We start from the raw sequence: 11,952 nt of genomic DNA on the forward strand, positions 1-11,952 counted from the left end.
GCTGCAGGTTCAACCCCGCAGCTCGCGCCGCAGGATCTTGCCCACCGGGGTCTTGGGCAGCTCGGTGCGGAACTCGATGACGCGCGGGCGCTTGTAGCCCGTGAGGTTCTGAGCGCAGTACTCGCGCACCTGCTGCTCGGTGACGTTCGGATCGCTGCGCACCACCACCAGCTTGACGGCCTCGCCCGAGTGTTCATCGGGCACCCCCACCACGCCGCATTCGAGGATGCCGGGCATCTGCGCCACCACCTCTTCGATCTCGGTGGGGTAGACGTTGAAGCCCGACACCAGGACCATGTCCTTCTTGCGGTCGACGATCTTGAACCAGCCGCGCTCGTCCATGATGCCGATGTCGCCGGTGCGGAAGAAGCCGTCGGCCGTCATGACCTTGGCGGTTTCATCCGGACGGCGCCAGTAGCCGGCCATCACCTGCGGGCCGCGGATGGCGATCTCGCCGGCGGTGCCCACGGCCACCTCGTTGCCCGCGTCGTCGAGCACACGCACCTCGGTGGAGGGGATGGGCACGCCGATGGTGCCGGAGTAGGCGGTGCTGGTCACCGGGTTGCAGGTGGCCGATGGTGAGGTCTCGGACAGGCCGTAGCCTTCGGCGATGGGGCAGCCGGTCTTGTCTTTCCAGAGCTTGGCCGTGGCGCCCTGCACCGCCATGCCGCCGCCGACCGACAGGCGCAGATGGCTCCAGTCGACCTTGTTGAAATCAGGATGGTGGGCCAGCGCGTTGAACAGCGTGTTGACGGCCGGGAAGCTGTGGAAGCGGTGCTTGGACAGCTCTTTGAGCGTGGCCGGCAGGTCGCGCGGGTTGGGGATCAGGATGTTGCACGAGCCCAGGCGCAGGCCCAGCATCATGTTCACCGTGAAGCCGAAGATGTGATAGAGCGGCAGCGCGCACACCATGGTGGGCTGCTCGCCTTCGGGCACCTGCGACCAGATGGGCTGGTTCCAGGCTTCTGATTGCAGCAGGTTGGCCACCACGTTGCGGTGGACCAGCGTGGCGCCCTTGCTCACGCCGGTGGTGCCGCCGGTGTATTGCAGCACGGCCACGTCTTCAGGGCCTGGTTGGGCCGCGGTGTAGCGGCCTTGCGCGCCACGGGCCATGGCATCCTTGTAGCGGATGGCCTTGGGCAGGTCGAAGGCCGGCACCATCTTCTTGACCTTGCGCACCACGTGGTTGACGATGGCGCCCTTGAGCAGGCCGAGCGTGTCGCCCATGCTGGCCAGCACGATGTGCTGCACCGGCGTGGAGGCCAGCACCTGCTGCAGCACGTGCGCGAAGTTCTCCAGGATGATGATGGCGCGCGCGCCCGAATCCGACAGCTGGTGCTGCAGTTCGCGCGGCGTGTACAGCGGGTTCACGTTGACCACCACGAAGCCCGCCCGCAGGATGGCCATCACGGCCACCGGGTACTGGGGCACGTTGGGCAGCATCACGGCCACGCGGTCGCCCTTGGCCAGGCCCAGGGTCTGCAGGTAGGCCGCGAAGGCCTTGGAGCCCTGGTCGATGTCACCGAAGCTGAACTGCTTGCCCATGAACACGTAGGCCGGCTTGGCGCGGTGCTTGGTCAGGCCCTCGTCGATCAGGTCCACCAGCGAGGGGTAGATGCTGTGGTCGATCTCGGCCGGCACGCCGGGCGGGTAGCTCTTGAGCCAGGGGTAGGTTTGGGTCATGGCGCCTCAACGTTTGAGCGTTGCTTGTTCGATCAAAGGGTCATCTTGAACCGAACTGGCGCCCCCCTCAACTAAGGGGTTCCCTGATAAGGGCCGCAAAAATGTCCGCTTTGCCGCCCCAGGCGTCTGCAATGGCCGGCATCCGCACGCCAATGCCGACAGGCCGTTCAACGCAGCACGGCAGCGATGGCCTCGGCCACCTTGTCGACGTTGTTGGCGTTGAGGCCGGCCGCGCACATGCGGCCCGAGCGCAGCACGTACACGCCATGCTGCTCGCGCAGGGTATCGGCCTGCGCGGCGCTGAGGCCCGTGTAGCTGAACATGCCGCGCTGGTCGATGAAGTAGCGCACGTCGCGGCCGGGCAGCTGGGCCACCACGCCGTCGTACAGGCGCTGGCGCATCAGCTTGATGCGCTGGCGCATGGCGCCCAGTTCATCGGACCAGGCCTGGCGCAGCGCGGGCGTGCCCAGCACCTGGGCCACGATGCGCGCGCCATGCGTGGGCGGGCTGGAGTAGTTGCGGCGCACGCAGGCCATCAGTTGGCCCAGCACCAGGCCGGCCTCGGCCTTGTCGGGGCAGACCACGCTCAGGCCGCCCACGCGCTCGCCGTACAGCGAGAAGCTCTTGGAGAACGAGTTGGCCACGAAGAAGCTCACGCCCGCATCGGCCAGCGTGCGCAGTGCGAAGGCGTCTTCGTCGATGCCATCGCCGAAGCCCTGGTAGGCGATGTCCAGGAAGGGCAGCAGCTCACGCGCCTTGAGCACGGCGGTGAGCGCTGTCCACTGCGCCTGGCTCAGGTCGACACCGGTGGGGTTGTGGCAGCAGGCGTGCAGCAGCACGATGCTCTTGGCGGGCAGCGCATCCATCGCAGCCAGCATCTCGTCGAACTTCAGTCCACCGGTGGCCGGGTCGTAGTACGGGTAGGTGTTCACCGTGAACCCGGCGCCTTCGAACATGGCGCGGTGGTTGTCCCAGGTGGGGTCGCTCACCCACACCTGCGAATCAGGGAAGTAGCGCTTGAGGAAATCGCCGCCCACCTTCAAGGCGCCTGAGCCGCCGATGGTCTGGATGGTGGCGATGCGGCCCGCGGTGACGGCCTCGTGCTGGGCACCGAACAGCAGGTGCTGGATGGCCTGGCGGTAATCGGGCGCGCCGCTCATGGGCAGGTAGGGCTTGGGGCCGATGGTCGACAGCAGGGCGGTCTCGGCCTGGCGCACGGCGTTCATCACCGGCAGGCGGCCTTCTTCGTCGAAGTAGATGCCGATGCTCAGGTTGATCTTGGCCTGGCGCGGGTCTTTCTGGAAATCTTCGTTGAGGGTGAGGATGGGGTCACCGGGGTAGGCATCGACGTGCTTGAACATGGCTGAGAGCTCCTGACTGGAGCTCGCATTATCCGGGCTCCCCACGGAAGGGGCCCCCACAAGAGGGCCCTAGCTTGAGCTAGGGGAGGCCCTAGTTCGCAGGATGTGGCGCGGCCTTGCGGTTTCTACAGTCCACCCATCGACACCCGACCCCTGCTGATCACGGTGGCGATTCCAACGATCCATCTCCATTTTGAAAGGACTCATCATGACCACCAAGACCGAACTGAAGACCGCCCCCCGCGCTGCCCTGGCCGACCTGCAATCCCTGGCCGCCCAAGGCGTGGAGCGCGCGCTGGCCGCCCGCCGCATGACCGAACTGAGCGCCGAACAGGTGCAGGCCGTGAGCGGCGCCGGCGTGTACCTGCCTGTCGGCGGCCACATCATCAACGGCAAGATCAACCCCGAGATCATCCGCAACCTGCAGGTCTCGCAGATCCCGCAGATCAACACCGCCACCCTCGGTGGCCTGGTGCTGCGCTGATCGCACGCCTTGCCTGAGGACACCACGGCCCACGACGAGGAGCATGCGATGAACCACCCTGCCATCCCCATGTGCCCCAGCGCCCAGCACCACCTGGACGGCGCCGAAGTCTTCGCGGTGATCGGCGGCAGCGCCGAGCGGCCCGAGGTGTCCTACCTTGAACAGGCCTTTGCGGTCACACCGGAGGTGGTCGCCATGGCCGCCCCGGTGGACCCGGCCGAGGTGTTCCGCTTCGGCGCGCCCTGCGCCATGAGCACCGATTGCTGGCACTTCGACGAAGACCGCCGCAAGTGCCGCCTGGCCATCCGCACGGTGCGCATCGCGCCCGTGGTGGTGAGCAAGCCGCCGCGCTGCGCCATCCGAACGCGGTGCGTGTGGTGGGCGCAGGAAGGCGTGAGCGCCTGCCTGCGTTGCCCGCAGGTGGTGACCAACGACAGCGCGCCGTCAGACAGCGTGCTGGAAACCGCCGACCCGATGAACCTGGCCGGCGCGGCGGGCTGAGGCTGGATCAGCCCAGCGCCTTCTGAATGTCGGACACCAGGGCCTTGGGCGCATCGGTGGGCGCATAACGCCCGATGACCTGGCCATCGCGGCCGATCAGGAACTTGGTGAAGTTCCACTTGATCGACTTGGTGCCCAGGATGCCGGGGGCCTCTTTCACGAGCCACTGGTACAGCGGATGGGCCTTGCCGCCGTTGACATCGATCTTGCCCATCATGGGGAAGCTGACCCCGTAATTGAGCTGGCAGAACGAGGCAATTTCATCGTTCGCGCCCGGGTCCTGCGAGCCAAACTGGTTGCATGGGAACCCCAGCACCACCAGGCCCTTGTCACCGTACTCCTTCCACAGCTTTTCAAGCCCTTCGAACTGGGGCGTGAAGCCGCATTTGCTGGCGGTGTTCACGATCAGCAGGACCTTGCCTTTGTATTCGGACAACGGTGCCGGCTGCCCATTGATGGTCTCGGCCGTGAAATCGTAGACAGTGCTCATGGGACGCCACCTTGGTGCAAAGTTGAGTTACCCATTATCCAGCCTGGGCCCTTGCGGATCCCGGACGCCCTGGATATCCTGTTTTGCATAACATCCGCATAAGCACTGGCACTTCAGGAGACACGGGTCATGTCGGACTCCTCATCAAACGTCCACCCCAACGCGTCTCTGGCCGCTCAGCAGGCCCCCACGCCCCGCGCACAGGCCACCAACCAGGAACTGGCCCTGATGGCCGACCGCATCACCGATGCGGTGCTGGTATGCGATGCGCAACGCTGCATCCGCTGGGCCAATCCGGCCTTCACCCGCCTGACCGGCTACACGCTGGAAGACGCCTATGGCCGCCAGGTCGAAGAGCTGCTCAGCGGCCCGCAGACCGATGCCGAGGCGGTGCGCCGCATCAACCAGTGGATCTCGCAGGGCGAAGGCGTCGAGCGCGTGGCCATGTGCCAGCACCACAAGGATGGCGATGCCTTCTGGGTGGAGCGCACCGTGCAGCCCCTGCCCGGCCCCGATGGCGCGGTCGACCGCTACATCGAGATCCTGACCGACCTGCACGCCCAGCGCTGGGCGCAGCAAGAGCACCACAGCCGCCTGGAGGCCGAGGTGGCCCTGGCGCGGCGCACCACCTTCCTGGGCCAGCTGAGCCTGGGCATGCGCGGGCCGCTCAACACCATCGTGGGCTTCTCGCAGTTGCTGGACATGGACATCCAGGCTGGCCCCGACGCGCGACGCCAGGTGGGCAACATCCAGCAGGCGGCGCAGCAGCTGATCCATCTGCTGGACAAGGCTGTGAAGCTGGCCAATGCCGAAGACCGCGCCCTGCCGGTGCATGCCCAGCGCGTGAACCTGCTGGCCGTGAGCAAGGAGACCAGCCATGCGCTGGAGGCCGCCGCCCGGGAGCGTCGCGTCACGCTGGTGATCGAAGGTGACGGGCCCACGGCCTGGGCCGACCCGGTGCATGTGCGCGACGTGCTCACGCAGGTGCTGCGCTTCGCGATCTCGCACTGCCCGGCCGACAACACCGTGTGGGTGAGCTGCCGCCACTCGCCCGACCACGGCCGCGCGCTGATCGAGGTGAACCACCCCGGCGGCGATGGCTTGCTGCCTGGCGGCGATGCCGGCCGCCTGTTCGAGCCCTTCAAGGCCGTGCCGAACAACGCCCCCTCGGCCAGGCAAGGCCAGTCCGTGGACGAACTGGACGACCACGGCATGGGCCTGGCCATCGCGCAGCGCCTGGCCGAGCTGATGAACGGCGGCCTGGGCGTGACCACGGCATTGGGCAAAGGTGTGATGTTCACGCTGAACCTGCCACTGGCCGACCGCCTGGTTTCACCACCGGCCGCCCCCTCCGCCGCGCACCCGCCCGCAGGCATCGAGCTGCCGCCGCTGCGCATCATCCATGTCGAGGACAACGCCCTGAACCGCAGCCTGGTCGAGGCCTTGTTCGCCGCGTACCCGCAGGTGCAGCTGTCATCGTTCGCCACCGCGTCGCAAGGGCTGGCCGCCATCCAGGGCGAGATGCCCGACGTGGGCCTGGTGGACATCAACCTGCCCGACGGCAGCGGCCTGGACCTGTGCCGAACCCTGCGCGCCAGCCCGCTGACACGGCGTGTGCCCTTGATCGCGCTGAGCGGCGACGCCCTGCCCGACCACATCGCCCGTGCGCTGCAGGCCGGTTTCAACCACTACCTGGTCAAGCCGATCCAGCTGCAGCGGCTGCTGGGCATCCTGGCGGGCATGCCGGCGAACCCACCGCCGCGCTGAATCTGACCGGTTTGGGGGCTGCGGGGGCGGCCTGCGCACAAGCATAGGTACAAACCCGCAGGTATCATCGGCCTGTTGTACTTTGCAGTCCCCGCCCACCATGGCCCGTATCCAGTTCGAGCTGCCCGAGCAGTTCCTGTTCTCCACCGACGTTCCCATCTACATCAGTCATGTGAACCAGGGCGGTCACCTCGACAACGCCCTGCTGCTCACCCTGGTGTCGGAGGCGCGGGTGCGTTTCTTCCGCTGGCTGGGTTACCGCAGCGAGGGGGACATCGACGGGCAGTCGATCGTGGTGGGCGACATGATGGCGCAGTACAAGTCCGAGGCCTTCTATGGCGAGACCATGCAGGTGGACATGGTGCCGGACGATTTCAACAAGTATGGCTTCGACCTGGTGTTCCGGTTGAGGGACAAGGCGACTGGGCGTGAAGTGGCTCGGGGCAAGACCGGGGTGGTGTTTCTGTCGGCAGACAACTTCGGGCAGGGACGCAAGACCGTGGCGCCGCCGCCGGCCAGTTTTGCTGAGCGTCTGGAGAAGGCTCGGGCTGGGACGTTGCCCAGCAGCGCTGCTTGAAGCTTTTTGTGTGTTTTGGCCCGTTCGCTTCTTGGGGGGGCTGAGCGAGGTCAGAGGCTTGCGGTGATCGTTCTCCGGCCCACGCTCGCGGGGCATCACCGAGCTCGTCGACTTTTGGCCTCTTGAACACCGGCCAGGCTGTTGCAGGCCATGACACCGCGAATGGGGCCTGCGCCCGACCACCGCAAGCCTCCGCCCCGCGACGCTGTGGCGGCGCTCACTCAGGTGATGTGCCGCGGCGCGGCCGATGCGGTCGGCGCAAGCCGACCGCCCCCTTCCCAACCCGCGATTGATGCTTCTCGCACGCCACGATGTCTCGCGGGGTGGAGGCGATGGGTGCCTGCGCAGGCCCCATTCGCGGTGTCATGGCTCGGCCACAGCCTGGCCGGTGTTCAAGGGGTGACGTGGGCAGCGCGCGGTGGTGCCCCGCGAGCGTGGGCCGGAGTCAGGCGCCCATCGCCTCCACCCCGACGCTCAAACCGCCTCAAAGCGAAGAAGCCATCAATTCGCCCCCAACCTCTCGCCCATCCAGCGCAGCAGGTCCAGCCACATCTGGCGCATCTCGGCATCCTGCGGGGTGCGGATGGCGCTGGGCAGCTCGATGGTGACCACGGGCACGCGCTTGTGCACGCCGCCGAAGTTGCCCAGGCTGCCCGGGAAGATGCCCACCTGATCGAGGTACAGGCGCCCCAGGCGCTGCGGCGGCGAGGTGGGGCCGTCGAAATCGAGCACGCCGTAAGGCGCGTGCACCGACACGATCAGGTCGGGTTTCCAGCGCTCCATCTCGTCGTGCACCCACTTGCTTTCGGGCTCTGACAGCGGCTTGGGGCCCGGGTAGCGGCGCGGATCGTTGCGGGTGCGGTCCTTCCAGTAGTGCGGCGCTTCCTTGTCCCAATTGGGCGTGGGGAAGTTGCGGTTCAGGTCGACGCCGCGCGCGTTGGTGCGCCTGGGCACATCGCGCAGCATGCCGTCGGGATTGACCAGCGGCACGAAGCGCCAGTGCACATTGGCCGGCGTCTGTGTGGCGTGCTGGATCCAGTGCAGCACCAGCGAGGTGGACGAGAGCTCATCGCCATGGATGCCGCCGATCACCAGCACCTTGAGCTGGGCGTGCGGCGAGATCACATCACGCTGGTAGAACGGTTGGCCCTGCAGTGATCGGCCGCCGTTGTCCGTGAGCTGGGCGTTCTTGCACAGGGCCGTCGAGACACTGGGCAGGCGCCGCACGCTCTGCTCGCAGAAGGCCTGCGAGGTGGCGATGGACACGGTGGGCTTGGCCAAGGCAGCCGGGGTGGGCAGCACCGATTTGGCGGGCGCGGTGTTGGCGGCCGGCTTGTTGACGACCGATGGCTTGTTGACCAGCGAAGGCACCGAGGGCTTGACCGTCATGTTGACGGGAGGCTTGGCGGGCGCGGGCGGCTTGGCCGCGGGCTGTGCCGGCTTGCCTGGCGCCGCCTTGACGGGCGGGGTCGGCGAATTCGGTGATGACGCGGTGGCGGCTGCCTGCGGTGCGGCGGCGCCCAGGGCGGGAACCGCTGCCAGCATCAGCGCCGCGATGGCGGCACGGGCCGCCTGGCGGGGTGATCTCACGAAGGGCATAGCCCTCTATCATGCCTTGAATCCAACAAGGCTCTGTGACACGCGTCAGAGGGGCAGAGCCGTGTCAGCGGGACAGCGCCCGCAGTGCCTGCTTGATGCCCTCGCTCACGCCCACGTCGGCCGGCAGGGCCTTGAGGGCGGCGCGCGCCTCCTTGTCGGAGTAGCCCAGCGCCACCAGCGCCTGCAGGATGTCGGCATGCGATTCGCCGCCGCTGGCCTCGGTGGCCGGCAGGTTCAAGGCGGGTGCCAGCTTGCCCTTGAGTTCGAGCAGCAGGCGTTCGGCTGTTTTCTTGCCGATGCCGGGCACCTTGGTCAGGCGGGCCGTGTCCTGGGCGGCCACGGCCTGGGCCAGGTCGTTGGCGCTCAGCCCTGACAGCACACCCAGCGCGATGCGCGGACCCACGCCACTGATCTTGACCAGCTCGCGGAAGGACTCGCGCTCGGTCGAGGTGAGGAAGCCGTAGAGCAGCTGCGCGTCTTCGCGCACGATGAACTGCGTGAGCAGCGTGACCTTGGCGCCGGTGTCGGGCAGGTTGTAGAAGGTGCTCATGGGCACCTGCACCTCGTAGCCGACGCCGTTCACGTCGACCAGCACGCTGGGCGGGGCCTTGTCGGCCAGCACGCCCGTCAACCTGGAGATCATCGGCGGAACAGCCCCAGGCGCTGTGCTTCCAGCGCGGCCTCGGCACGCGAGGACACGTTGAGCTTGCGGTAGATCTGCTTGACGTAGTCGGCGATGGTGTGGCGCGACAGGTTGAGCTGCTGGCCGATCTCGGGCAGCGTGAAGCCCTTGGCCACGCGCAGCAGCACTTCGTTTTCACGGTCGGTGAGCTGCACGTGCGGCGTCACGGAATCGGCGTCGTTGTGCGATTGCGGCTGCTGGCGGGCCTGGGCCGTGAAGTACTGGATCACGCGGCGCGCGATGGACGGCGACAGCGGCGGCTCGCCCTGGGCGATGCGCTGCAGCTGTTCGGCCAGCTGCTCGCGCGACTGTTCTTTCAGCAGGTAGCCGAAGGCACCGGCCTGCAGCGCAGGGAACAGGTGCTCGTCGTCGTCGTGGATGGTGACCACGACCGACTGCACATCGGGCTGCTTGTCGCGCAGGGCCTGCACCACCTCGACGCCGGAGCCGTCGGGCAGGCCCAGGTCGCACAGGGCCACGTCGAAGCGCATCGCGTTGACGAGCTGCAGGGCATCGTGGATGCGGGCGCTTTCGTGGATCTGCGCACCGGGGAACACCTGCAGGGCCAATGTCTTGAGCCAGGCACGGATCTCGGGCAAGTCTTCGAGCAACAGGATTTGCTTCATGGCCAGGGCCTCATTCAAAAAGCGCGGGGGTTTTCCCCAGGGGTCCGAACAGGGATGCTAGCAGCCGCAGCACCTTTACGGGGGGTTGATCCCCCATGAGATAGCGCGGATGCCACGGTTTCGATCTCCAGCGGCAGGTTCATCCGGATCACGGTGCCGAATCCGGGACCGGATTCGACCAGGCACTGCCCGTTGAGCTGCTTGGCACGGTGCTTCATGCTGGCCATGCCATGGCCGCGGTCGAGGCGGCCGTCGAGCTCGAGCGGGATGCCCTTGCCGTTGTCCTGGATGACGATCTGGAAATCGTGCGTGCCCACCTCGCAGTTGATCACCACGTGCGAGGCCTGGCTGTGCTTGATGATGTTGCTGACGGCCTCGCGCACGATGCGCGTGGTCTGCACATAGGTGCGGGCCGACAGGGGCTCGTCCATCACGTCCATCGGGTGGCGCCACTCCACCTCGATGCCGGCCTGGCCCAGGCGCGAGACCACCTCGGCGCGCCAGTCGGCCAGCGCGTCGGGCAGGCGCATGGGGCGGCCCGTGAGGCCGCGCACCGACAGGCGCATCTCTTCGAGCGCCTCGCGGGCCAGCGTGGAGATGCGGTCGTTGTCGCTGGTGTGCACGATGGTCAGCAGCTTGGCGCCCAGGTCGTCGTGCAAGTCGGCGGCGATGCGCTTGCGCTCCTTCTCGGCGATCTGCTCGACGCGCAGCTCGGCGATCTGCGTGAAGTTGCGCTCGATCTCGCTGCTGATCTCCTGCACGCGGCGCTCGAGCTGCACGCGGGCGCCCTCGGCCGTCTGCAGCGCGCGGGCGTAGACCTGGATCAGGCGGAAGGACACGGCCGCGAACAGCATGGGCATCACGAAGTAGGTGACGTTCCAGCCCCACATGTGGATCAGGCGGTGCTGGAAGAACAGCTCGATGCCGACCAGGGCCGAGGTCACGCCCAGCGTGCCGCTCATCAGCCAGAACTCGGCACGGCGCGAGCGGCCCGCGAACCACAGGAAGTACACGATGGCCGCGAACACCTCCAGCGCCAGCACCAGGTACCACAGCCGGCTGACGATGAAGAGGTTGGACAGGCCCAGCCACAGGGTGATGGGCATCAGCACCACCTGGGCCCACAGGATGCGGTTGACCAGGCGCTCACGCATGGGCTCGCCGGGGGCGTGCAGGCCGTGGCCCGCGTAGCCCAGCAGGAACTTGACGGCGAAGGCCGCCATGGGCGCGAACAGGCAGGCGATCAGCACCTCGAGCACCGTGTTGGACAGCGGCACGTCGGTCAGCCAGAAGCGGCCGGTGAGCAGCGCCCAGCTGAGCGTGAGCAGGGCGAAGTGGGCCAGGTAGCCCAGCCGGCGCACCCAGGCCAGGCCCAGCGCGAACACGCCCAGCACGGCCAGGATGCCGCCGATGATCTGCGACACGGTGACGGACCAGAAGGTCTGCTCATCGTGCAGATCGCTCAGATCGCCCCAGGTACCGATGCGCACGGCGCCCAGGCCGCCGGCGCGCTGGCGCGCCGTGACCTTGTCGAGCGGGTGGCCCGAGACCTTCACATCCAGGTGGTTCTCGCCAGCGCGCAGCAGGAAGCCGGGCAGCGGCACGACGTGCGACTGGTAGCACTGGCTGGCGATGGGCTGGCCCACACGGCCCGCACGGTACAGCAACTGGCCGTTGAGCTGCACTTCCACCGCCGAGCAGGCGCGCTCTACATAGGCGGCCAGCAGCACGTCGGGCGAGATGCGCTGTGGCCGCTCGAACTGGAAGCGGTACCAGACGCTGCCATCGAAGCCCGGGCGCGAGCGCGACCATTCATCGGGCAAGGTGGTGACCTGGCCCGCCAGGTGCGTGGGGAAAACACCCGCTGTGCGGCCGGGGGTGGCGGCTGTCCAGGCGCCGCGCAGGGCCACGCCGTGCAGGTGTTCGGGATCGGCCCGGCCATCTTCGTCGCCACCGGCCGAGCGGTTGAGCGCCACGATGGCCCAGGCCACGACCCAGGCCAGCAGCAGGCCGAGCAGCATCGTGCCCAGCGCCATCAGGCGCGACGAGGCTACCTCCTCATCGGGCGTACCGCCCGGGGAGATGGTCGGCGACCAGCGCCCACCTGTCCTCGCCCACCATTGCTGCCACCACTGTTGAACCATGTTCTGGACTGCTCTCGATGAAACGCAGGACCGCCCTG

The 11,952-nt window shown here is 67.5% G+C and carries 11 protein-coding genes; 4 read left to right on the top strand and 7 right to left on the bottom strand.

Features of this window, described 5'->3' with window-relative positions:
• Positions 1–9 precede the first annotated feature (9 nt).
• Both EIP75_RS20385 and EIP75_RS20390 read right to left on the bottom strand, forming a co-directional pair.
• Positions 10–1,683, bottom strand: coding sequence for a long-chain-fatty-acid--CoA ligase (locus tag EIP75_RS20385; RefSeq protein ID WP_125245037.1), 1,674 nt, complete (start codon positions 1,681–1,683; stop codon positions 10–12).
• Between the two features lie 167 nt (positions 1,684–1,850).
• Positions 1,851–3,044 carry an amino acid aminotransferase gene (locus EIP75_RS20390; RefSeq protein WP_125245038.1) on the bottom strand — a complete coding sequence of 398 codons (1,194 nt, stop codon included), beginning with the start codon at positions 3,042–3,044 and terminating at the stop codon, positions 1,851–1,853.
• 208 nt (positions 3,045–3,252) lie between these two features.
• Here EIP75_RS20390 and EIP75_RS20395 point away from each other — a divergent pair, with 208 nt between their 5' ends.
• Together EIP75_RS20395 and EIP75_RS20400 are read left to right on the top strand one after the other, a co-directional pair.
• Positions 3,253–3,528, top strand: a complete 276-nt coding sequence (locus EIP75_RS20395) for a hypothetical protein (protein WP_125245039.1) — start codon at positions 3,253–3,255, stop codon at positions 3,526–3,528.
• Between the two features lie 48 nt (positions 3,529–3,576).
• Positions 3,577–4,029 (top strand): nitrogen fixation protein, encoded by a 453-nt coding sequence (locus EIP75_RS20400; RefSeq protein ID WP_125245040.1) that lies wholly within the window; start codon positions 3,577–3,579, stop codon positions 4,027–4,029.
• Positions 4,030–4,036: 7 nt separating this feature from the next.
• Here EIP75_RS20400 and EIP75_RS20405 read toward each other — a convergent pair whose 3' ends face one another.
• Positions 4,037–4,519 carry a glutathione peroxidase gene (locus tag EIP75_RS20405; protein WP_125245041.1) on the bottom strand — a complete coding sequence of 161 codons (483 nt, stop codon included), beginning with the start codon at positions 4,517–4,519 and terminating at the stop codon, positions 4,037–4,039.
• Between the two features lie 129 nt (positions 4,520–4,648).
• On the opposite strand from EIP75_RS20405, the gene EIP75_RS20410 reads away from it, so the two are divergent.
• Complete coding sequence (locus tag EIP75_RS20410) at positions 4,649–6,286, top strand: ATP-binding response regulator (protein WP_125245042.1); 1,638 nt, start codon at positions 4,649–4,651, stop codon at positions 6,284–6,286.
• Positions 6,287–6,386: 100 nt separating this feature from the next.
• Complete coding sequence (locus EIP75_RS20415) at positions 6,387–6,863, top strand: acyl-CoA thioesterase (RefSeq protein WP_125245043.1); 477 nt, start codon at positions 6,387–6,389, stop codon at positions 6,861–6,863.
• A 501-nt stretch (positions 6,864–7,364) separates the two neighbouring features.
• On the opposite strand, the gene EIP75_RS20420 is transcribed toward EIP75_RS20415, so the two are convergent.
• The 4 genes from EIP75_RS20420 to EIP75_RS20435 all read right to left on the bottom strand — a co-directional run bounded on the left by EIP75_RS20420 (position 7,365) and on the right by EIP75_RS20435 (position 11,914).
• Entirely contained in the window at positions 7,365–8,453 is a 1,089-nt protein-coding gene (locus tag EIP75_RS20420) for a M14 family zinc carboxypeptidase (protein WP_233584963.1), read from the bottom strand.
• Positions 8,454–8,526: 73 nt separating this feature from the next.
• Positions 8,527–9,105: a Holliday junction branch migration protein RuvA gene (gene ruvA, locus EIP75_RS20425; protein WP_125245044.1), complete on the bottom strand. Its 579-nt coding sequence runs from the start codon at positions 9,103–9,105 to the stop codon at positions 8,527–8,529.
• On the bottom strand, positions 9,102–9,770 hold the full coding sequence (locus tag EIP75_RS20430) for a response regulator (RefSeq protein ID WP_125245045.1): 669 nt from the start codon (positions 9,768–9,770) through the stop codon (positions 9,102–9,104). Before EIP75_RS20430 ends, ruvA begins: the two co-directional genes overlap by 4 nt.
• Positions 9,771–9,784: 14 nt before the next feature.
• On the bottom strand, positions 9,785–11,914 hold the full coding sequence (locus EIP75_RS20435) for a sensor histidine kinase (RefSeq protein WP_125245046.1): 2,130 nt from the start codon (positions 11,912–11,914) through the stop codon (positions 9,785–9,787).
• Positions 11,915–11,952: the final 38 nt, after the last annotated feature.

It is taken from the genome of Aquabacterium soli (assembly GCF_003933735.1).
GTDB classification, from domain to species: domain Bacteria; phylum Pseudomonadota; class Gammaproteobacteria; order Burkholderiales; family Burkholderiaceae_C; genus Aquabacterium; species Aquabacterium soli.